Consider the following 22,901-nt stretch of genomic DNA (forward strand, 5'->3'; position numbering starts at 1 on the left):
CGGGCCAGACGGCAGCAGCCGGAAGCGGAGGCTGAACTGTTACGAAAATGAGATAGAGGAGAATCACAATGATTGACAGAGAAAAAATGGCCAGCCCAAGGCCGGACTTTTACCGGAGGGGCTGGAAGAGCCTGAATGGAGCCTGGAAATTTGCATTTGACGATGAAAACATCGGTATACGGGAAGGATGGCAGAACGGCCATGCCTATGAGCGGGAAATTACGGTGCCTTTCTGCTACCAGAGCCGGAAAAGCGGTATCGGGGAAACGGAAGGCCACCCATGCCTGTGGTATGAGCGGGAATTTACATGGGATGAGCAGGCGGAGGATGCCAGGCTGTGGCTGAATTTCGGGGCCGTGGATTATGAAGCGGTTGTATGGATCAATGGCCGGTGGGCAGGAAGCCATAGGGGCGGACACACGCCGTTTTCTGTGGAAATGACACCGTTTGTAAGCCGGGCGGACAAAACGGCGAGAGTTACAGTTATGTGCCGTGACAGCTATGATACAGCCCAGCCCCGGGGAAAACAGCACTGGAATATCGAGACAGACCGCTGCTGGTATACGGCGACCAGCGGAATATGGCAGAATGTCTGGATGGAGATTACGGGACCGCGCCGTATGGAACATGTCCGGCTGATTCCGCTGCCGGATCAGGGTGAGGTGAGAGTGAAAATCAGCTTTGCGGAACCTGATGTCTGCGGAGAGGTGCGATGGAAATTAAAGTTTGAAGGCGGGGAAATTGGAACGGGCGCCGTAGCGGTAAAGGGAAAGCGCCCTGAATTTATTATAGCCGTGCGTCAGGAAGATCCCATCGACAATACCGTTCATCTCTGGAGTCCGGAAAAGCCGGTGCTTTATGATCTGGAGCTTGAATATCTGGAAGGGGCATCTGCCTGTGACCGGGTGGAGACGTATTTTGGGATGCGTACCATCGAGGTAAAGGAGAATCACGTTTTACTTAATCACTTTCCTCTGTACCAGCGCCTGGTTCTCGACCAGGGATACTGGCCGGACAGCCTCATGACGCCGCCGGATGGCGAGGCGTTTCTTAAGGATCTGGAGATGGTCCGCGCCATGGGCTTTAACGGCGTACGGAAGCACCAGAAAATCGAGGATCCGGTTTTCCTGTATCTGGCGGACCATATGGGAATTCTCGTGTGGGAGGAGATGCCGTCCAATTATGAGTTCTGCCAGGAAGGCATGGACGCGCTGCTGCATGAGTATGGAGAGGTGATTGCGCGAGACTGCAATCATCCCTGCATCATTACGTGGGTTCCGTTCAATGAGAGCTGGGGAATCAGAAACGTCCTGTTCGATCAGGAACAGCAGCATTTTGCGGAGACCTTCTACCACTATACGAAGGCCCTGGATCCATACCGGCTCGTCAGCACCAATGATGGGTGGGAAGCTGTGAAGGCTGATTTTGTGGGGATCCATGATTATGAGAGCGACGGAGAAGTCCTGGCAGAGAAGTTCCGCGACATGGAAGCACTGATGGGATGGACTGCGGTTGGAAAAATGGTGTTGAGTGAAGGCCGTAGCTATGGCGGTGAGCCGGTATTTTTATCGGAGTTCGGCGGGATCGCCATGGAAGATGGGAAGACGGAATCCTGGGGATATAACGAGAAGGCGGCAGGGCCGGAAGCGTTTGCGGAGCGCTTGTCGAAACTGGCCGGCGCGGTGAACCGGATCGGAGGTCTGGCCGGTTTCTGCTATACCCAGCTGACCGACGTGGAACAGGAGACGAACGGACTGCTGTATGCGGACAGGACGCCGAAGATGGAAGTGGACAGGATTGCGGCTTGTATAACTGGGGAAGACGGCGGAGGAAGATAGCTGAGAAGAATCCCCTGGAGCGGGTTATTTTGCTCCAGGGGATTTTTAGATTGTTTTTATTCTGCCATTGCACCATCTGCTCCCAGATGGTAAACGACGTTTTTCCATGTCACGGAGGTGTTTGCCGCCATTTCGCCGTTGCGGTTTAAATAGTACCACCGGTCCCTGTAAAAAATCCATTCATCGGCGGCCATGCTGCCGTCGGGCTTCAGATAGTACCAGAGGTTCTGATCCAGAATCCAGCCGGTCTGCATGTAGCCGGATTCGTTGAAACGGTACCAGCAGCCCTTGATCCATTTCCACTGAGACGACGGCCAGGTGCCGTTGTATTGTTTGAACCACCAGCCGTTTATATCCAGAACCCATGTACCGTCGGATACATCAGAAGTAGAAGTATTCCGGTCATTTGATGGTTTGGAATCAGGAGCAGGATCCGGTTGTGGATCTGGATCTGGTTCCGGTTCAGGAGCCGTCTCTTTGTACAGCGCAAATCCATAGATGGCATCACGGTTTATTTCAAAAGTAATCGTGCCGTCATGGTTTGCGGTATAGGTAACCTCCTCCGGAGCGGCCGCAGCCCGTGCTTTTGCGGCTGGAACGAAGCGGTACAGTTTCAGGGTCCCTTTCTGACCGGATTCTATGGCGGGGGCTTTTGCGGTGACGCGCACCGGATGGTCATTCAGGCTTAAGTTTTTGCCTTTTAAAAGGAGTTCCGGTCTGAATAAGGTCAGGAGCGCCGCGGTCCCGGACAGTGATTCCTGGAAAATTCCGATGGAATCGGATTCGTCGGTCAGGAGGAAGGCGGTACGCACATCCATTGTGCCGTTTGCGGCCTTTACCGTTATACCGTCAGCCGTTGTGTGAATCTCATCCTTTTGGAAGCCTGCCAGGAGTTCCTTGATTTTTGCCTGATCAGATTCGCTTAAGACGGATTTTTCTTCTTCGGTCAGATTCTCGTATTTCTTCAGAAGTTCTTCGACCGCGTCGGCATTTTCATAAGTCACCTCGTCAATACCAGTGATTGGAGCCATAATTTCATCGGCAGAATCCATCAGCGCCAGCTTTTCTTTTGCAGCTTCGATGACTGCGGTGATGAGCAGAGTCTGTTCCTCGTTAAAGTGTGTGGTGTCGAGAGCCTGTACTTCCTTTAATATCATTTCTACATTTGACTTTTCTGCCCTAGTGGCATTTTCAATCTCATTTTGCCAGCGGGCCAGTTTTTCGTCCAGGCTTTCCAGAACGATGGTATACGTTTTTCCAAAATCTTTTGTGCCTTCTACGGTGATAATGGTTTTACCGTTTTGCAGGGCTGCGGTCACGCCTTCTTCTGCCTCAACCGCTTCATAGAGGCTGTTCAGGACGATGATGGTATCTTTGCCGTTCTGGGTCGGATTGGAGATTCCGGCGGTGATGAGGCCATTTTCTTCTGCGAGAGTAACAGAGGCGGGCGTCTTCGCGGAAACCGGAAGGTCTTCCGGGTCACAGGCGGTCCAGAAATTATAGCCGCTGACTCCGTATTTCGTATTCCCTACAGCCTGTACCTCCGGGGTGTTGGCGAGAATTATTACTTCCGGATTTTCGGAAAACTCCGCCATATCGTCCGGAGTTCTGCCGGGCAGAAGGACGTAGCTGTACGTATCGTTCTGCGGATCGGTTCCGTGGTCCACGGCAAAACTGATGTAGCTTCTGATGATTTCTTTATCATTTGCACTACCTGCGGCTACGGCTGTGTTGATATCCCTCCAGTTCCCGGTTCTGGTTTCTTTTAAAACGGTTACTTCAGTTTCTTCCGGGAAATAGTATCCGATATTCTGCGATTCGCCGTTGTTTCCTTCCAGAAGCGCCCAGTTCATGGAGGCAGATGCAGGCTCGCCTGTCGTCAGATCCGCTTCCAGGCCGTCTATCCATACGGTATTTTCTGCATTTTCCATGGCTTTGCGGTTGTCCACGATCGTTTCTGTGGACTTCCCTTCACTGGAGCTGATTCCGGTGCCCAGTGCGGCGACTGCGTCAGGGAAGGTGAACCAGGATTTCTTTGCTTTCAGGGAAGAGATGGCGCCGCTCTTTGTTTCCCCTTCAAAATCCATGCCTACGGTTCCGTACTGGCTTAAGACGGAAGAACCGCCTACCCAGTCTTTGGAGCTGACGTGGGGATTCCAGGTGCCGTCAGTCGGTATAAAGCCCTCGGTATGGTCGGTGGTGATGCCGGCCAGCCGGTGGGGGTCTACCGTAGGCCAGTAAACATCTGCATATTGGGACTGATCCCCGTTGTATAAATAGAGGGCGCCGTCGCTCATATGCCAGCCTTTCCGGTTCTCGTTGTTGCCGTATTCGAAATTGCCGGTTCGCCTGGAGTACATACTGATTCCCAGATCGAAATTTTCTCCGTGGTAGACGGCTTTATCCATAACACCAAAATTTTTGTGGTAGATTTCATGGTCTTCATCTAAAGAACTGTCTGCCAGCAGGTTTTTCATCGCAGTCATATCGGCCACGGTCATACCTAAAAAGAAGTCTTCATTATATTCGAGCCCTGCCTGGATTTCCGTTTTTGCAAAAGCGCGGAAGGCTTCCCTTTCATCCGCCGGAGCCATATCTGCCAGATGGGAGACAGGCTTTAGCAGTCCGCGGCCGACGGTCTGGTCATTGGTCGATGGCCTTGCAATGCCTCGCCCGGTGGTCATATCCATCATGGCGCCGTCTGCATAGAGAGGGCGGATTCCTGTCCAGATCCACTGGAAGATGCTGGTCAGCTTATCGTCTGCCACTTCCCATGGGCTGCCGTCGACGATAAAAAGAAGTTTCTCAATTCCGCCTAACAGCGTGGAGCCGTAGCCTCCGGTGTAAGCCAGATTGCCGTGATCGATATAGGAACCGTCTTCATAATAGCCGTTGCCGTCGGATACAAAACCGATGGATTTATCCAGAGCCTCTTTTGCCATGTTGAGCGGCCTGGAGGTCTCGCCGATCGAGGAACGGAGTGCAGATACGAGTGATGCGTCGATTAAATTGGCCGCAGTATTTTTGATCTCGCTGCCGCTGGTGGTATGATACCGTTTATTGGGATCTTCGTTAAAGTTCTCCAGTGTCCGGGCTTCCTGTTCTATTAATTCCGGGGGCAGATCGTCGTACATCAGGATCACGGTATTGCATAAGCTCTGCGGCATTCCGATAAACCAGTGCCACCAGTTCCCGTACAGATCTTTTTTTACATTCATTGTATCGTTGTACATGGTCGCGTATACCCACTCAAGAGCACCGATGATGTCTTCCTTCAGTTCCTCCTTTTGGTATAAACTGCTTCCTTTGGCACTGTAGGCTGTGGCCATCTGCTCTATCCTGGAAAAACCGGTTCCGAGACCTTCTGTTACATTGGCAGTGGTGTCCTGTTTTTGATACGTAAAATCAATATCATCCCATAATATGCGTCTGTCGCTGCCGCCTTTTTTCATGGTTTCCCAGTATGTGGCCGCAGTCTCTGTCAGGTCTTCCATCATGGCCGCGTAGACTTCATCGGAAGGATCTTCGATGTTGTTGCCGGTCAGACGGTTTTTCCAGTTTTCACGGATTGTCTGATAGTATGGGCGCAGATTGCCATCTTCTACGGATATTCTGCATACGGCCTCATGATAATCATCGGTTTTAGCGGTGATCTCTGCAGCGCCCATGGAATAGGCGGTAACGATACCGTTTTCATCGACATCTGCAATCTCTGGATTTTTGGAATACCATTCGATTTGACTCTCGTATCCGTCGCTGCAGGCTGCTTTTAATTCAAGCGTATCTCCGGTGAACATACTGGCTTCTGTTTTGTTTAAACGCAGAGAGTAGGTTGGTAAAATCTGAACGTCATCCAGACATACTTCTCCAGCCATTTGATCCGCATAAAATTCGATTTGAATGCCTGTCGCGCTGGCAGGAGGATTTTGAGATAGAAAACCGTACTGGATCCAGCCGTCGGTGGTGCCTGTGATTCTTGCAGTCTCAATGTATTCTCCGGATCCGCCTGGCAGCAGCCATGTTAATCTGGCATAAAAACCGGTGCCCAGCACATTCTCGGTTTTCACATAAAAGGTACAGAGATAGGTTGATTTAGTGTCAGCGATGCCTTTTATGGGATAGCTGATACCGAGCCGGGAAGATTTCGTTTCGGAGCGAATACGTAAATAGTTGCTGCCTTCCGGGGCCTCAGCTGGGGCTTCTGCAATTTCAAATGACATTTTTTCTGACCCGGTTGGCTTTGGCCACATGCCCCAGCCGGTTGGCATTATTTCATTTACCCATATTTTTTGATACTCTGCATTTGTTGTTTTTGATGTGGTCTCAAAGCTGCCGTTGGGATGAATGTTTGTGGCTTCCCTGCGCGGCGCATTGCTGAGCGTGGCCTTCTCCGATGCCTCCGGCTTGTGCGGATTCGAAGGTGTTGCGTTTGACGGCGTTGATTTTCCCGAGCCGCGCCCCGTGTCTGCGTCCGACGGACTTGCAGTTCTGCCGGAATATCTGGTGGATGCGGCGGATACCATTTTCCCGTACTGCAGCGACGCCATAGCCGGTGCAGTGGGCTGTACAGCCATGACTGCCGCCAAAACTACCGCGGCGGCTCTGGCCGTATGCCGGTTGACTTTTGTGTTCTTTCTCATAAATAGCCTCCCTTTGATCGTGTAATTTGATTTCCTCTGGTCCGGTATTTGGCGGAATTGGAGGAGTGATATCTTTGTTTAATCAGTATAAGGGAAAATGTACCAGGGGGATATATTTGGAATTTTGCTTTTATAGTCAATATTTATCCTTTGTGTTTGATTTGTACCGTAAATTTGTGAGGTATTACAAAAGATGATGGCTGGTGAATGGTTTTGACGGTTTTGAAACCACAGATTCAGAGGCAATTTGACAAGAAATACATTCCGGTTTACACTTACTGCTTTAGCCAAATAAAAAACAAAGAGTAAAAAGCAATGATTTTACCCTTTGTTTAATAATTTCACACAATATTCTGCAGCATCCGCCACAACGTGGTTCTGCTGATTCCCAGCCGTTTGGCGGCCTGGCTCTGGTTGCCTTTTTCTTCGGAGAGAACGTGGCGCACGATATCCAGATTTATTTCTTCCAGGGTCCGGTTTAAATCGAGAGGAATGCCGTCGCCGGAGAGGATGGCGGGCTGTTCTCTGAGCAGAAGTCTGGAAACGGAGGCAGCTCTGATGTAGGACGTATCTGTTATGGCAAACAGCTCCGTCATGATTCGTTTGAACTGATTATAATTGCCGGGCCAGCCGTATTCTTTCAAAAGGGAGACGGCTTCCGGTTCCAGACCGACGATTTCCCGGGCCAGCTGCATATTTAAATTACTGATATATAAGTTGGCAAGGTCCGGGATCTCATCCTTGTTAGCCCGGAGCGGCCGGAGGGTGAAGGACAGGCAGTTAAAATGATTCATGAGAAGCTGGGAATTCTGATTCAGCTCCTCGCCTTCCCGGGTGGTACAGGAAAAGATCATGTGGTTCTGACGGTGCAGATTCAAATCCCGAATAATGGAAAACAGCTCTTTAAACTGCTGGTCAGACAGAAACTCCAGCTCGCGGATATAGATGGTGGTATCCGTATCGCTGAACGGAGAGTTGGTGTGCCCGGTAAGAAACTGCCAGCTCTTTTCCGTAATACGGGAACAGTCGATAATCGCCATTGGCTTATTTTGAAATTTGCTTTGGGAATAGATAAAAGCAGCCATCTCCTCTTTCCCCGTACCGTCTTCCCCGAGAATCATGACGGGAGCACCGGTCTGATTCATCTGATCCAGAGAAGGCGTATAGGTTCCGGACGGGTTGGTGAGGCCGTAGAAGCTGGAATAAAACTGTTCCAGAGCCTGGCTCCTGTCGATATAGCGAACTCCATTTTTGATGAGAGACAGAGGGACTTTCCGTGTGTTGACGTAATAGACAACGTAAGTCTGCTTGTAAATCAGTTTTCTGACCCCCTTGATGGCAACCAGCAGATCGCCTTCATCTCTGTAAAATTTCTTGCTGTTTTCGGTAAGAATCTCCGACACATAGTTTTTCATGGCAGTCATCACGGCTGGTGAAAAATTATGTTCTTTTGAGGTATAAATCAGCTCCTCCTTTTCACTGTAGACAAACACGTAATACGGATAATCCTCCAGAAGCGTCCGGAAAAATTCAGCCTTGGAGATCAGTGCCTGGTACGTACCGGCTGTCTTGACGGCCTGATCGAATGCCGCCTCGATACTTTCCGAACCGGAAGTAAAGAGGATCGAGCGCATCCCCAGTCTCTGGGCATGGGAGTTCGTTACAACATCACATAAAACCATGCGGTATCCGGCTGTGGTCAGGCGGGTGAGTGTGTCCTTTACTTCTTCCGGATTATGGATGGTGTAGATGTCAATGGTATACTGCAATAAATCACATAGAAAACGGGCATTTTTGGTGATTCCGGGGAAGCCGACGATTGCATAGCGGTCGTTGTTGTTTTCCGCCAGTTTGATGGCGCGGAGAATATCGTATACTGAAAGCTGAATCTCCACTACGGGAATCGGAGAAATGGAAGAAATCATTTCGGCGGTGCCGCCTCGGGATAAGATGACATCGTAATCCTGAAAGGTGTGCCTGGAGGCAATCTCGGCCCCGGCCTCCAGATCGCCGACGTACACAGTCAGATCTATATCATCCCGCTGACCGGCCAGACGCATCATCAGCGCTTTCATACCTTCATACGGTGCGATTCCCAGTATCTTTGTTTTTTTATCCATTAAGAACTCCTGCCTTTCCCCAAAATGAAGTGTTTCTGTTTGAAGTGTTTCTATTTAAAACAAATATAACATAGTGAATGATAAAAAACAATATATAACTATAGTGTTTCAAAATAAAACGATATTTATTGAAAAAATAGCGGTATAATTCTTGAATATTCCGGCTTTAATTGGTATTATTAAACAAACAGAGGGAAAAGAAAGAAACCATGGAAAATATAGTGTTTAAAAATGAAACAATAATAGGTGGGTAGACAAAATGATAAAACTTCTTGTAATTGCAGACGATTTTACAGGAGCCCTTGATACCGGAGTGCAGTTTGCCGGGAAAGGAATGACGACGAAAGTCCTGAATTATTTTCCTGAGGACGAGGAGACACTGAAACGGCTACAGGCGGAAGTGCTGGTGATCGATGCACAGACAAGACATCTGGAGGGCCAGGAGGCGTACCGGAAGGTTTTCGATGTGGTGAAGAGGGCGGGAGAAGCGGGAGTTCCTTATATTTATAAGAAAACGGATTCCGGGCTCAGAGGAAACATCGGAAAAGAGCTGGAGGCAGCACTCCTGGCCAGCGGAGAACAGTATCTTACGTTTATCCCGGCGCTGCCGGCCATGGACCGGATCACAGTCGGCGGAGTCCATTATGTGGAAGGGGTCCCTATTCATGAGAGCGTCTTCGGACGCGATCCTTTTGAACCTGTGGTATCGCCCAGCGTGGAAGCATTGTTTTGCGGTGTATCAGTAAAAACTGCATTGTATCAGGAAAGCGAACACTACGAGAGAGGCAGAGGTAAAGAAATTGGAATCTTTGACGCGTCGAGTGAAGCGCAGATAAAAAAGATCGCAGAGGATTTGATGAAGCAGAAGTGTCTGGGGGTCATGGCTGGCTGCGCTGGTTTTGCATCGGTGCTGGGTGATTTCCTGAAATTGGAAGTACACGAGATGGAAATTCCTGCTATAACAGACAGGATGATCATTATCTGCGGCAGCATAAATGAAATTACAAAGAGACAGATTGAATATGCGGAACAGAATGGAATGAAGCGCATTACCATGACTCCGGTCCAGCAGTTTACTCCAGGATACTTAAGCTCTGAGGAAGGAAAGAGATGGCTGTACGGTCTGAAGCAGGATTGTGAAGCAGGAATCACCTGTGTGATCGAAACGGGGATTTCCGATACGAAAAAGGTGACGGAATACCGGAGGGAGAACCACATTCCGCTGGAGAAAGCGCGTGTGACCATCTCAAAGACGCTGGGAGAGATATTGAAGCAGCTTCTGGAAATGGGGCTGGACGCCACCTTCATGATTATTGGCGGAGACACGCTGGCGGGATTTATCACTGAGATGCGCTGCGGCGAGATCACTATTTACCAGGAACTGGAGCAGGGAACGGTCCTGTCCTCGATACGGACGGAAGGAAAAGAGCAGTGGATCATCTCGAAGTCGGGCGGTTTTGGTGATCGGGAGCTTTTAATGGAAGTGGAACAGCTGGTGAAAAACAGTTTTTTAGGGGGAGGAAGAAAAAATGCCGGATCAATATTCAATTACAATGCCGGGAGTTGTCTACAGCGGCCGGGGAGCGCTCCGTAAGATCAGAGAAATTACGGAAGGAAGATTTAAGAAAGCCGCCCTGTTTACAGATCAGGGAGTGGAACAGGCCGGTCTGTTAAAGATTCCGCTGGAAATTTTAAATGAGGCCGGGGTAGAGACGGTGGTGATCACAGATCTGCCCGCCGAACCGAATTGTGACGAGGCAGAGCAGGTAATGGAACGCTTTCGCCGGACAGGCGCCGATTTAATCGTGGCCGCAGGCGGAGGAAGCGTCATGGATGTGGCAAAACTGGCTTCCATTACGGCTGGCGGTTCTCTGACAGTCAGACAGCTGCTGGAAGATCCGGGGCTTGGAAGAAAGTGTGTTCCAACGCTCATGATTCCAACGACAGCAGGAACCGGTTCTGAGGCTACGATGAACAGCATTGTGGCAGTGCCGGAAAAGCAGTTGAAGGTCGGTATCGTGAACCCGGAGATGATCCCGGATTACGTGATTCTGGATGGCAGCCTTTTAAAGAATCTTCCCAGGAAGATCGCGGCAGCTACGGGAGTCGACGCAATGGCGCATGCGGTGGAATGCTTTACTTCGAATAAAGCGAACACTTTCAGCAACCTGTTTGCGAAGGAGGCCGCAAAACTGATTTTTGACAATATCGAGGCGGCGTGTGAAGATCCGGAGGCGGAAGAAGCGAAGACAAATATGTTAATTGCCGCATTTTACGCGGGCGCTGCGATTTCTTCCTCGGGGACCACCGCGGTACATGCCCTGTCCTATCCGCTGGGAGGAAAGTATCATATCCCCCACGGCGTTTCCAATGCCATGCTGCTGCTCCCGGTTATGCGGTTTAACAAAACGGCTTGTCTGAAGGAATTGGCAGAACTGTATGATACGGTTGTTGGAAAAGAGCTGCAAATAACAGACGAGGAAAAAGCGGACAGGCTCCTGGAACGCATGGAGGAGATTATCCGGCGGCTGGAAATACCGTCCTCTCTGTCGGCATTTGGGATTGGGACAGACGCCTTGGAAGAGCTGGTGAATGCCGGAATGGATGTAAAACGGCTGCTGAATAATAATAAGAGAGAGATAACACACGAGGATGCCCGCAGACTGTATTTAGAAGTAATGTATGGATAGAATGGGGCACTGGATACGAGAGAGGGGAAATTTTATGACTGTCCTGAAAGGTATTATTCCTCCCATCATCACTCCGATGAATGAGGATGAATCCATCAATGAACCGGAACTGAGACGGCAGGTGAACCTCCTGATCGAGGCCGGGGTACACGGACTGTTTCCGTTCGGAACAAACGGAGAAGGCTACATATTGACTGAAAAGGAAAAAGAGCGGGTTCTGTCCATTGTAATAGAGGAAACGGACGGACGGGTTCCTGTCTATGCGGGAAGCGGATGCATCGGAACGAAGGATACGATCCGGATGTGCCGGATGGCGGAGTCGCTGGGGGCGGATGTCCTGTCTGTGATCACGCCGTGGTTTGCCAAAGCGTCCGATGAAGAACTGTATGAACATTACTGCGCGGTGGCAAAGGCTGTAAAAATCCCGGTGGTCCTCTATAACATTCCGGCAAGAACGGGCAACAGCCTTTCTCCGGCGCTGGTAGAGCGGCTGTCCGAGGTCGACAACATTGCAGGAGCCAAGGATTCCAGCGGCAGCTTTGACAATATGCTCCAGTATCTGGAGCGAACGAGGGGGAAGGACTTCACGGTGCTTTCCGGCAACGATTCCCTGATATACTGGAACCTGCTTGCAGGCGGCGGCGGAGGCATCGCAGGCTGTGCCAATGTCTATCCGGGGACGATGACGGCGATCTATGAGCGGTTCATGCAGGGAGATTTAGAGGGAGCGAGAGAGGCTCAGGACTCTATTCGTTCCTTCCGGGATTGTTTCAAATACGGGAATCCAAATACAATCGTAAAAACCGCGGTTGCAATGCTGGGGTATCCCGTCGGCAAATGCCGCGCACCGTTTGACCGAATCTCCCCGGAGGGACTGGAGGCCATAAGGCGTGTGATCGATGAAAACCGGGAAGCTGGAATGGAGTAGAAAGGAACGAAACTATGAGACCATTAATTGGCATAACACTCGGTGATCCGGCTGGAATCGGTCCGGAGATAACAGTGAAAGCACTGGCGGATCATCCGGTCAGTGAAAAATGCCGCCCTTTGGTGATTGGAGATGTCCGTGTCCTGAAGAACGCGGCACAGATAGTCGGCAGACGGTCGATCCGGATCAATGGAATTGAAAATCCGTCTGAAGGAGAGTACCGTCCCGGCTGTATAGATGTCATAGACATGAAGAACGTGGATCCGGAGACGCTGGCCATCGGCAAGGTGTCCGCCGTGGCGGGGGAAGCTGCCTTTCAGTATGTAAAAAAGGCCATCGGGCTGGCTATGGCCGGGGAGGTGGATGCGACCGTGACGAATGCCCTGAATAAGGAAGCGCTTAATCTGGCGGGGCGTCACTATTCCGGACATACGGAAATCTATGCGGAGTTCACCGGAACCGAAAAATATACGATGATGCTTGCACATAAAAATCTGCGGGTGGTACATGTGTCCACCCATGTAGCCTTGAGAGAGGCGTGTGACCGCGTGAAAAAAGACCGGATTATAGAGGTGATCCGGATTGCGGAACAGGCGTGTAAGGACATGGGAATCGGGAATCCGCGCATTGGAGTCGCGGGCCTTAATCCCCACTGCGGTGAGAATGGATTGTTTGGAAGAGAAGAGATCGAAGAGATTATTCCGGCGGTTGAGGAAGCGAGAGCGGAAGGCATTAATACTGAGGGCCCGATACCGGCCGACACCATATTTTCAAAAGCCCGGGGGGGCTGGTACGATGTGGTAGTTGCCATGTATCACGATCAGGGACACATTCCACTCAAGGTCGTCGGATTTGTATACAATCAGGAAGAACAGAAATGGGACGCGGTGGAAGGGGTGAATATCACTCTGGGACTTCCGATTATTAGGACCAGCGTGGACCATGGAACGGCCTTTGATCAGGCCGGGACCGGAACTGCAAATGAACTTAGCCTGCTGCATGCAATCGATTATGCAGTGAGATTTGCGGAAGGCAGGCGAAAAAGTACATCAACAACATTATTATCCCAGGAGGAACGAGAATGAGAATGAGAAGGAAAATGGTATCTGTAATTTTGACTGTCGTGGTGTTGGGAACAATGCTGGCTGGCTGCGGAAGCAAAGCGGCGGAACAGCAGGGGAGTACAGCAAACACAGGGGGAGAATCAGTAGCTGAAAAATCAAATGACGGAAAGGACACAGCCGACGGTGACAACAGCTATACCATGTTTATGCGAAATACCTATGTAGACTGGATCAAAGAACTCAAATGGTATGACGCGGCAGAAGCAAATACGGGAATTCATGTAGAATATGTGGAAGGACCTGATGACTTTAATGACGTGTATGCGGAGGTTGATCAGAGAATTATTTCCAAAACTCTTCCGGATGCGGTGATGACCAAGCTGGTACAGACTAATGTGTATGGACCGCAGGGGGCATTTGTGGATCTTGCTCCTTACATAAAAAAATACGCGCCTAATTTGCAGAAGTATATCGATGACAACCCGGATTACGAAGCTCTGGTCACAGATGAGAACGGAGCAATCTATGGACTCGTAAAGGAATCCCCGATTTTTACGGATTATCTGGCTTACCGTGCCGATCACCTCGAAAAAGCGGGCATTGATGTGAATTCGATTAAGACGGTTCAGGATTTTACAGAAGCCATGCGAATACTGAAAGCACATTATGGAAAGGACAACCCGAACTACTATCCTCTGGAGGGCAGAGAAAATCCTATCCGTTTTGCTGCATGGTTCGGCTGCCCCAGCAATATTTCGTCGGAAGAATCCAACGGAATATATGTAGGTCATCAGAAGGATGGTTCGTTAGATATTATGGATGACAGAGCATATACCATGGTAGAGACTATGAAAACCTGGTATGATGAAGGGCTGATCAATCCGGAGTTTGCTGCCAATACCCGTACGGAAGGTGACTGGGAAGCTGCAATGATCAACGGAAATGGAACCTTTGAATACGACTATTACAACAGGGCCGAATGGTTTATGGCAAACGGCGGCGTAGATGCGGATCCGGATTATCAGATGGGTGTTATGAACATGTTCCAGGATGAAAATGGAAAAGTATTAAAAGGGACCAGCAGCTGTAAATATAATGAAGAATGTGTTACAGCTGTCAATGCTCAGTGCAGTGAAGAAAAAATCAAAACAATTCTTACCTTTATTGATTATTTTTACAGTGAGGAAGGCATTACTTTAGCGAATTATGGAGTAGAAGGGGAAAGCTTCGAAACAGAAGGCGACGGTTCCAAAAAGTTTATCGTTGATTATGCCAAGGAAGAGGCAACTCCGGAAGGAGAGAAGAGATGGTCTTTCTTAAGCGACAGATTTACCGTTTGCAAGCCGGTTGATAATGAAGCATTCTTTGCATGGAATTCTCCTTTGATTGCAGAAGCGGCTCAGAGGATTAATACGGAAGAAAATATGATGGAATCCTACAATATCAAATATACAGCAGAACAGACAGAGGAATTATCCAATCTGGTAGCAACGGTCTTTGATGCTGAAATTGCCGGTATCGTATCTTTTGTCACAGGAAATAAGGAATTCAATGCAGATACATGGAAAGCCTTCCAGGATGAGATGAACAGTCTTGGACTGTCCAGGATTGAAGAGATTCAGCTGGACGCTTATCGGGCAACATTCGATAATTAAGTTTGGAAAGGAGATCAGGATGGCTGGAAAGAAAAAAGGAGGGGCGGCTTTGCCGCCCCGGCGGAAAAAAGGGGAGTTTATCACAGAGGTTTGTAAAGGATATCAGGAGAAACTGGATTTTATATCTGCTGCTGCTTCCCGGCCTTCTGAGTCTTATCCTGTTTAAAATAGGACCTGTTGGAGGTATGGTGATCGCCTTTGAAAAGTTTAGTGCTTTCCAGGGGATATTGGGCAGTAAGTGGGTAGGACTGGATAATTTTAAGAGGATTTTCACAGATCCCTATATTCCCAAAGTTTTTATGAACACCATTATACTGGCTGTACTGACAATTGTAGTTGTGTTTCCAATCCCGATTATTTTTTCTCTTTTTCTTAATGAAATCAGGCAGAAATGGGTTCGGTCCACGGTGCAGTCTTTGAGTTTTCTTCCTTACTTTATCTCAGCGGCAGTTATGGTCAGTATCCTCTATACGATCCTTTCTCCAAGTTCAGGAATTGTGAACAACATCATCAGGAGTCTGGGGGGCAGCTCCGTTAATTTTATGGCCAAGCCAGGCTGGTTCCGGCCGCTGTACGTGATCCTGGAAATATGGCAGACATTCGGTTACTCTGCAATTATTTATATTGCAGCTATGATGAATATCGATCCTTCTTTATATGAGGCAGCAGAAGTGGACGGCGCGAACCGGTGGGACAAAATGTTACGAATTACGCTGCCCTGTATCTCTACTTCCATTATAGTCATGCTGATTATCAGTGTAGGAAACATTTTCACGGTTAATCTGGATCGTATTCTTTTGATGAATAACAGCAGCGTATATGATACTGCTGATGTTATTCAGACCTATGTATATAGAATCGCCTTTGAATCCAAGGGATTTCCGGACTACAGCTACGGAACGGCAGTGAACATATTAAAATCTGTAATCGCATTTGTCATGGTTAGTTTCGTAAATAAAATGGCGGATAGATTTGCTGAGACAAGATTATTTTAGGAAAGGAGAAATAGAGCATGAAAAGAAAAAAAGTGCAGGTATTTGATATTATTAATAATATAATCCTGCTGCTGGTAGCAGTGATCTGTATCTATCCTTTCCTGTATGTCTTTTTTGTAGCATGTAGCAACGGAACGTATCTTCAGAGGGGAGAGGTCAGCTTTCTCCCGAAGGGATTTAATTTAGAAGCCTTTAAATATATCATGGGAAGCACAAAGTTCCATGTATGGACCGGGCTTAGAAATTCATTTCTGTATACTTTTGGAGGGACAATTTTTGCGATACTGACAACCTATGTGACCGCATACGCACTCTCCAGACCCAGGCTGAAAGGCAGATATCTCCTGATGGGAGCCTTCATCGTTACATGGGTCTTTGATGCCGGTATTATCCCGCAGTATATTATTTATAATAAACTGGGATTTATCGATAACCCGTGGGTCATGATTATACCGGGTGCCATTAACACGCAGTTCCTGATTATAACAAAGACCTTTATTGAAGGGATACCGGGAGAGCTGGAGGAGGCTGCTGTGGTGGATGGGGCCAATGACTGGACGATTCTCACCCGGCTGTATTTTCCTCTGTCGAAGACAATTATGGCAACCATAGGAACCTTTTATGCGGTATCTATTTGGAATCAATATCTGATTCCCCAGATTTATCTGAAAACAGATAATTTTAAGGTGATTCAGCAGGTGTTAAAAGAGGTAGTAATCGCGGATGCAGGAACGAGTACGGCCTTTAAAAACGTTATTTTAAATGGAGTGACATTAAATCAGCAGAATTTGAAGGCTGCGGCCATATTTGTATCGATGCTGCCAATCGTAATGGTATATCCGTTTGTTCAGAAATACTTTAAAAAGGGTATTATGATTGGGGCGGTAAAAGGCTAGAGAGTGAGGATTGAATTATGAGAGAATATGTGGAACTGAACTGTTTAGAAGAGGAGGGCAGACTGTATCACAATAATCTGCTGGATACGATAGAGGCACTGATACCCAACCAGTTTGACAGTGTGCATGCGGCAGATCTTCTGGAATTGCCTGACGGTGATTTGCTGGCCTGCTGGTTTGCAGGGAGTGATGAAGGAAATGCGGACATCAGCATTGCCGTGTCCCGGTTAAAGGCAGAGACAAGCAGATGGAGTGTGGGAGAGATCGTTTCGGATGATCCGTCCCGGTCAGAGCAGAATCCTTCTCTTTTTTTAACACCTGGCGGAGAAATCTGGTTGATGTATACGGCACAGACTTCCCGGACACCCGATGACAATCCGAATTTTAATCTGCAGTATACGGCCGAAATACGGAGAAAAATATCTAAGGACAACGGCTATACCTGGGGGCCTACGGAGACCATGTTTTCCCGGCCGGGTTCCTTCTGCCGTCAGAAAATACAGATTTTATCTAATGGAAGATGGGTGTTTGGAAACTGGATCTGCTTTCCGGATGAGTCGAGAAACGGCAGTGATATCACTGTGGTGCAGATTTCAGATGATGAGGGAAAGACATGGAGGGAGACTGAGATTCCAGACAGTGCGGGCCGTGTACATGCCAATCTGATGGAAGTGGCTCCGGGGAAATTGACAGCTTTATTCAGAAGCCGTTTTGCGGATCACATCTATATTGCATACAGTGAAGACTATGGGGATACATGGACGAGTCCGGTGCCAACCTGCCTGCCCAATAACAATTCTTCCATTTCTTCAATAAAATTACAGAGCGGCAGTCTGGCTCTTATTTACAATCCGGTTAAATTCAACAATGATACAGCGAAGACGGTCTGGCCGAATCAGCGTTGTCCGGTTACCTTTGCCATCTCAGATGACGGCGGAAAGACATGGCCCTATAAACGTATCATTGAGTTGGGAGAGGGATTCGTCGGTGAATTTAATGATATCAATAACCGCCGATATGAGTATCCCGTTATGATGCAGTCAAAAGACGGAAAAATTCATGCGGCCTACAGCTTTGGAAACCGCAGATGTGTCAAATATGTGTGCGTGGATGAAACGTGGATCCGGGGAGAGAAAATGCTTCCGGGTGCAGAAGGCGATCCCGGAATGCCCTGCCAGAGGTAATGAAATGTAAGAAAATGAACCTGATAAGTTCTTATAATTGACTTTTAGAACCTAAACGTATATAATGAAGGTAGAAAAGGAGGTGCAAAAGATGGCACAGGCTACGTTTAGTGTTCGTATGGACGAAGAATTGAAAAGGCAGTTTGACTCTTTATGCGCGGATTTTGGTATGAATGCAACTACGGCTTTTAATGTATTTGCACGTGCGGTAGTGCGTGAACGCAAGATTCCGTTTGAAATTGTATCTCCGAAACAGGATATTACAAGGAACGACGGGATGAAGGCTTTTATGGCGCTTAGAGAAGAGGCAAAAGTCAATGGAATACAGGACTTATCTTTAGAGGAAATCAATGCTGAAATTAACCAGGCAAGAAGCGGGGAGGATCATGAATGATTTGCTATGCGGTGATTGATACGAATGTGCTGGTTTCTGCATTGCTTTCCAGTCATAATGATGCTGCGACGGTACAGGTGGTCAGCCGGGTGTTTTCCGGAGAAATCATACCGCTGTTCAGCGCGGAGATTCTGGCAGAATATCGTGAGGTACTGCATAGAAAGAAATTCCTTTTTTCAGAAGATTTGATTTCTGTACTGCTGGATACCATTGACAAATATGGAATCTGTATTGAACCGGCATCCAGCGGGGAGATATTACCGGACAGGAAGGATCTGCCTTTTTATGAAGTGGTACTGGAAAAGCAGGAAGAAGATGCCTATCTTGTTACAGGGAATATAAAACATTTTCCTGTTAAACCGTATATTGTGACAGCAAACCAGATGCTGGCTATTTTACACGAAAAAAGATAACACAGTATAAAAGAAGAAGCATTTACCCTTTAAGCTATTTCTAAGCTTTGGGTAAGTGCTTTTTCATTTTTTTTAAAAAACTTATGGATTATAAATTACTCTTCGTAGACATCATCGGCACATTCACCCGCATCGCATTCTCATTATAAAAGGTCTTATAATCGGACGGCGACATGCTGCAGAAGCGGTGGAAGACACGGTTGAACTGGGAAAAGCTGGAGAAGCCGGTCTTTTCCGCGATGTCGGTGATCTTTAAGCTGGTGTTTAGCAGCAGGTACTGGGCGTTTTTGACGCGGGTCTGCTGTATGTACTGCACGACGGTGAAGCCGGTCACCAGCTTGAACTGGTGGGACAGGTAGAAGGAGCTGATAAAAAATTTGTCAGCCAGGTATGCCAGTGAGAGATCCTCGTTATAGTGCGTCTGTATGTAGTTGGTGATGGTATATATTTTCTCTTTGATGCTTCTTTCGGAATTGTATTCATAGAGATTTTCGTTCTTCATCTGGTAGAGCGTGAACAAAAATTCTGTGAATTTGTTGTTGATCATCATATTTCTGATGGCGGGATCTTCTACGGTGCGGCTTAGTTCCGTAATCTGGTTGATGAGCTGGAACAGCGTTTTCTGGCGCTCTAAGTCAAAACGGAAAATCGGGACCGGATCACCAAAGATAGACAGAATCCTGTCATATCCTTCCGGGTGGAGCAGCAGATGCTTGGGAACCATGAAATTAATGATGATGCGGTCGCTGGGAGGACCTGGTAAGTACTCCGTCTGATGCAGGATGGCCGGAGCCAGCAGGACGATATCATTGTTTATGATGGAATAAGGTTTTCCTGCGATAAAATGATACGCCTTTGGACTTAATAGAATCATGATCTCGTAAAACATGTGCATATGCGGGAAGGACATGTTCACAGAGTAGGAACGTGCATCGTAATCAAAATAGTAGCAGATGGAATTTTCCACTGGGGTTTTCAGCTCATTGATGATGATTGAAAACCCCTTTTCGTAGTTTAAGACGGAATCAGGGTATGGTTTCATCATAAAATTTCTCCTTTATTTTAGTGCTGCATTTTAATCGCGCAATTCAAAACTAACTCTATTTTACTATAAATCGGGAAAAAAAGCAAAATACGTAATATAAAAATAATAAAAAGAGCAAGAAGGGAATAGATATTGCCCTGTATTTTCTATATACTCTACTATGAAATAGAGAATAAGACAGATAAAAAAGCGGGAGGATATGGATAAATAAATGAAGACGTGGAAAAAAGCAGTTCCATTTTTGTGTTTTGCGGTTCTGATGTTCGGGCTGGGTTCCAGCGATTCGCTCAGAGGCATATTCGCCCCTGTGTTTCAGAACCGGTATGCGCTCAGCGATACCCAGCTGTCCCTGATTGTTACCATCAGCTATGTGGGAAATCTGTTGTTTCTGAGTCTGGGCGGAAAGCTTCTGGATACGTTCGGGCGGAAAACGGTGGTACTGTCGGTGACGGCAATCTGGGCGCTGTCCATGCTTTTAAACGTGGTGTCCGACAGCTATATCTGCATTCTGATCTCCATGTTTTTTGCGCTGGGAGCATCGACACTGTTAAATACCACAGTAAATATTTTAACGCCGGTGGTTTTCAGCGGATATGCGGGGCTGATGGTGAATATTTTCTTCTTTATTCAGGGAATAGGAACCAGCGGCAGCCAGTTTGTGCTGGGACGGTATGGGCTCAGCTATCCCGGGTTTAAGGGCGTGAGCTTCCTTCTGCTGCTGATTGGAGCGGCCGCAGGCTTTCTCCTTATTTTAATTCCGTTGAGGGGAGAGAAGCAGCCGGAACACCTGCAATCCAAAGGCAAAACGGAAGCCCCCGTTACGCAGGCAAATCCCAAACCGGCAGTATTCATTCTCCTGTGCACCATGATAGGCTTTTACTTCATCGGGGAGCACGGAATCATGAACTGGCTCTTCTCATACTGTATTCAGGCGTTCCAGATTCCAAGCGGCAAAGCCTCGGTTTACCTATCCCTGTTCTGGGGCGGTATGACGGCTGGGCGGCTGATCTTTGCGCCGGTAGTCCAGAAAATGGGAACGGTGAAAAGTATCCGGATCTTTGGAACGGTGGGAACACTGCTGTTCTGTGCGGGCATCCTGACCGGGGAAAATGGAATTCTGCTTCTAAGCATATCCGGCCTGGCGATTTCTGTGCTCTACCCGACCATGGTGCTGCTGATTCAGCAGATATATCCGGCCGGGGTAGTGGCGACCAGAACAGGCGCGATTATCAGCGTGGCGACGGTTGCGGATATTGTGTTCAACCTGTTCTTCGGGGTGATCACGGGGGCGATCGGATACCGGTTAAGCTTTATGATACTGCCGGCCTGTATGGTCGGATTTAATATCTGTTACATGGCACTGCAAAAATATATTTGGAGGAATGTGGAATGAAACGTTATATAAAACACCTGATGAAGGGTGCCGAGATCAGAACCGATCACTTTTTAAGAAGCCAGGATAAAAATCCGGAGAGTATCCAGTATGGCGGGATGCACGGTGATGTGGCGGAGGCGAAGACGACCATCTACCATATGGCCACGGCGCTGTCTGTCTATTTTAAGGAAGACAGCAGATTTTACCGGAACGAAGCACTGTTTGACGCGATTGATCTGGCCTGCGGCTTTGTCCGGAAAATGCAGAGGGAAAATGGATCCTTTGATTATCCTACCTGCAACTTCCAGTCAGCCGCCGATACTTCCTTCTGCTTCAAGAGGCTGATCCTGGGGTATCGTCTGTTAGACAAATACGGAACCGGCGGGGATAAGACAGAGGTTCTGAAGAAAAAATATCTGGTTATCATGCAGGATGCGTTAAAGGCGATCCGTGACGGCGGATTCCACACGCCGAATCACAGATGGGGCATAACCGCGGCGCTTTTGCAGGGAGCTAACTTATTCGCTGAGGACGCGGCGTTCGCGGACAGCCTTAAAAAACGGGCGGCCCAGTATCTGGCCGAGGGAGTCGATGAGGATGAGGACGGCGAATATGCCGAGCGTTCCACCGGTAATTACAATGCCGTTGTCAATAACGCCATGTTTGCCATTGGACAGGAGACCGGCGAGGAGCTTTATTACGACTACGCAAGAAAAAATCTGAAGATGATGCTCCTCTATATCGACCCGGACGATACCATTTTCACACAGAACTCGTCCCGTCAGGATAAGGGGAGAGCCGAATATGCGGACAAGTACTTTTACCAGTACTTATACGCGGCGTGTCTGGGGGATGACGGAGTCTTCGGTGGTGCGGCGCATAAGATCATAAAGGATAATATGGAACGCGGCGATATTGCACCGGACTGCTTCCCGGTGATTATGACACACGATGAGATGATGAAGCATGAATTTACGAAATACGGATTTGCGGAATCCTACCGGAAATACTTCAGACACTCGGGCGTTCTCCGGGTGAAAAAAGAGGAGTATACCTACACGGTTCTGAATGGAAAGAGTTCCTTTCTGTTTTTTAAGACGGGAAGTACGGCTGTTTGTGTGAAGATTGGCGAGAGCTGCTGCGAGAAGCGGAATTTCGTCCCGAAGACGATGGAAGTCAACGAGCAGGGCTGCGTGCTGAGCGAGGCGTTTGACTCCTGGTACTATCTTCCCTTTGACGAGCCTCAGAGCACCTCCGACTGGTGGGAGATGGACCAGACGAAGAGGAAGAAGCTGCTTCCGGAAAGGCTGAACACGAGGCTGGAGATCCGGGAGCTTCCCGAGGGGCTGGAACTTCGTTTAAAGGCAGATGGATTAAAGGGGCTTCCTCTCCGGTTGGAGATCTGCATACCCGCAGGGACAACGGTTGAAAATGAACATTTTTATATGAAGGCAGAGGCCGGAAGCGGCATGATTCTGCGGGATGGCTGTTTACAGGTGAAGGACAGCGACAGAGAGCTTGTTATGGGGCCGGGATTTGGAAGTCATGAGTTCAAAGGGCATTATTCCGGGGAAGAGGTCAACGACTCTGGATTTACGGTGTACTGCAATGAGTATACACCACTGGAAAAAGTATTTAAAATTTGTGTAAAATAGTTTCAGTTT

General features: G+C 48.3%; 16 protein-coding genes. 13 read left to right on the top strand and 3 right to left on the bottom strand.

Annotation, left to right across the window (positions count from 1 at the left end; all coding sequences use genetic code 11):
* Positions 1–68: 68 nt before the first annotated feature.
* Positions 69–1,838 carry a glycoside hydrolase family 2 protein gene (locus tag M1L66_RS08575; protein ID WP_187022813.1) on the top strand — a complete coding sequence of 590 codons (1,770 nt, stop codon included), beginning with the start codon at positions 69–71 and terminating at the stop codon, positions 1,836–1,838.
* 56 nt (positions 1,839–1,894) lie between these two features.
* Here the strand turns inward: M1L66_RS08575 and M1L66_RS08580 are convergent, their stop codons facing one another.
* Together M1L66_RS08580 and M1L66_RS08585 are read right to left on the bottom strand one after the other, a co-directional pair.
* On the bottom strand, positions 1,895–6,478 hold the full coding sequence (locus M1L66_RS08580; protein WP_434692232.1) for a polysaccharide lyase family 8 super-sandwich domain-containing protein: 4,584 nt from the start codon (positions 6,476–6,478) through the stop codon (positions 1,895–1,897).
* Between the two features lie 341 nt (positions 6,479–6,819).
* Positions 6,820–8,598, bottom strand: a complete 1,779-nt coding sequence (locus M1L66_RS08585; protein ID WP_434692235.1) for a PrpR N-terminal domain-containing protein — start codon at positions 8,596–8,598, stop codon at positions 6,820–6,822.
* Positions 8,599–8,857: 259 nt separating this feature from the next.
* Between M1L66_RS08585 and M1L66_RS08590 the strand changes: the two genes are divergently transcribed.
* The 10 genes from M1L66_RS08590 to M1L66_RS08635 all read left to right on the top strand — a co-directional run bounded on the left by M1L66_RS08590 (position 8,858) and on the right by M1L66_RS08635 (position 18,817).
* Positions 8,858–10,192, top strand: coding sequence for a four-carbon acid sugar kinase family protein (locus tag M1L66_RS08590; protein WP_434692238.1), 1,335 nt, complete (start codon positions 8,858–8,860; stop codon positions 10,190–10,192).
* The gene (locus M1L66_RS08595) at positions 10,128–11,288 is read left to right on the top strand and encodes an iron-containing alcohol dehydrogenase (RefSeq protein WP_434692241.1); all 1,161 of its coding nucleotides are present in this window, start codon (positions 10,128–10,130) and stop codon (positions 11,286–11,288) included. Before M1L66_RS08590 ends, M1L66_RS08595 begins: the two co-directional genes overlap by 65 nt.
* Positions 11,289–11,322: 34 nt before the next feature.
* A complete protein-coding gene (dapA, locus tag M1L66_RS08600) occupies positions 11,323–12,216 on the top strand; it encodes a 4-hydroxy-tetrahydrodipicolinate synthase (protein WP_434692244.1) in 894 nt (297 codons plus the stop codon).
* Positions 12,217–12,230: 14 nt separating this feature from the next.
* Positions 12,231–13,301: a 4-hydroxythreonine-4-phosphate dehydrogenase PdxA gene (gene pdxA, locus M1L66_RS08605; RefSeq protein ID WP_187022807.1), complete on the top strand. Its 1,071-nt coding sequence runs from the start codon at positions 12,231–12,233 to the stop codon at positions 13,299–13,301.
* Positions 13,298–14,935, top strand: coding sequence for a hypothetical protein (locus tag M1L66_RS08610; protein ID WP_434692247.1), 1,638 nt, complete (start codon positions 13,298–13,300; stop codon positions 14,933–14,935). Before pdxA ends, M1L66_RS08610 begins: the two co-directional genes overlap by 4 nt.
* A gap of 2 nt (positions 14,936–14,937) precedes the next feature.
* Positions 14,938–15,930 carry an ABC transporter permease gene (locus M1L66_RS08615; protein WP_434692249.1) on the top strand — a complete coding sequence of 331 codons (993 nt, stop codon included), beginning with the start codon at positions 14,938–14,940 and terminating at the stop codon, positions 15,928–15,930.
* Positions 15,931–15,947: 17 nt separating this feature from the next.
* Positions 15,948–16,826 (top strand): carbohydrate ABC transporter permease, encoded by an 879-nt coding sequence (locus M1L66_RS08620; protein WP_187022804.1) that lies wholly within the window; start codon positions 15,948–15,950, stop codon positions 16,824–16,826.
* Positions 16,827–16,843: 17 nt separating this feature from the next.
* On the top strand, positions 16,844–18,010 hold the full coding sequence (locus tag M1L66_RS08625) for a sialidase family protein (RefSeq protein WP_434692252.1): 1,167 nt from the start codon (positions 16,844–16,846) through the stop codon (positions 18,008–18,010).
* A 91-nt stretch (positions 18,011–18,101) separates the two neighbouring features.
* On the top strand, positions 18,102–18,404 hold the full coding sequence (locus M1L66_RS08630; protein ID WP_055656249.1) for a type II toxin-antitoxin system RelB/DinJ family antitoxin: 303 nt from the start codon (positions 18,102–18,104) through the stop codon (positions 18,402–18,404).
* Positions 18,401–18,817, top strand: coding sequence for a putative toxin-antitoxin system toxin component, PIN family (locus M1L66_RS08635; protein ID WP_434692255.1), 417 nt, complete (start codon positions 18,401–18,403; stop codon positions 18,815–18,817). The genes M1L66_RS08630 and M1L66_RS08635 overlap by 4 nt, the downstream gene beginning before the upstream one ends.
* Positions 18,818–18,905: 88 nt before the next feature.
* Here M1L66_RS08635 and M1L66_RS08640 read toward each other — a convergent pair whose 3' ends face one another.
* Entirely contained in the window at positions 18,906–19,862 is a 957-nt protein-coding gene (locus M1L66_RS08640; protein WP_434692257.1) for a helix-turn-helix domain-containing protein, read from the bottom strand.
* A gap of 211 nt (positions 19,863–20,073) precedes the next feature.
* Between M1L66_RS08640 and M1L66_RS08645 the strand changes: the two genes are divergently transcribed.
* Positions 20,074–21,255: an MFS transporter gene (locus M1L66_RS08645; RefSeq protein WP_187022799.1), complete on the top strand. Its 1,182-nt coding sequence runs from the start codon at positions 20,074–20,076 to the stop codon at positions 21,253–21,255.
* A complete protein-coding gene (locus M1L66_RS08650; protein ID WP_434692260.1) occupies positions 21,252–22,892 on the top strand; it encodes a hypothetical protein in 1,641 nt (546 codons plus the stop codon). The genes M1L66_RS08645 and M1L66_RS08650 overlap by 4 nt, the downstream gene beginning before the upstream one ends.
* The last annotated feature ends 9 nt before the right edge of the window (positions 22,893–22,901 follow it).

The sequence above is a fragment of the Hungatella sp. SB206 genome (assembly GCF_051132295.1).
Lineage (GTDB): Bacteria > Bacillota > Clostridia > Lachnospirales > Lachnospiraceae > Hungatella > Hungatella effluvii.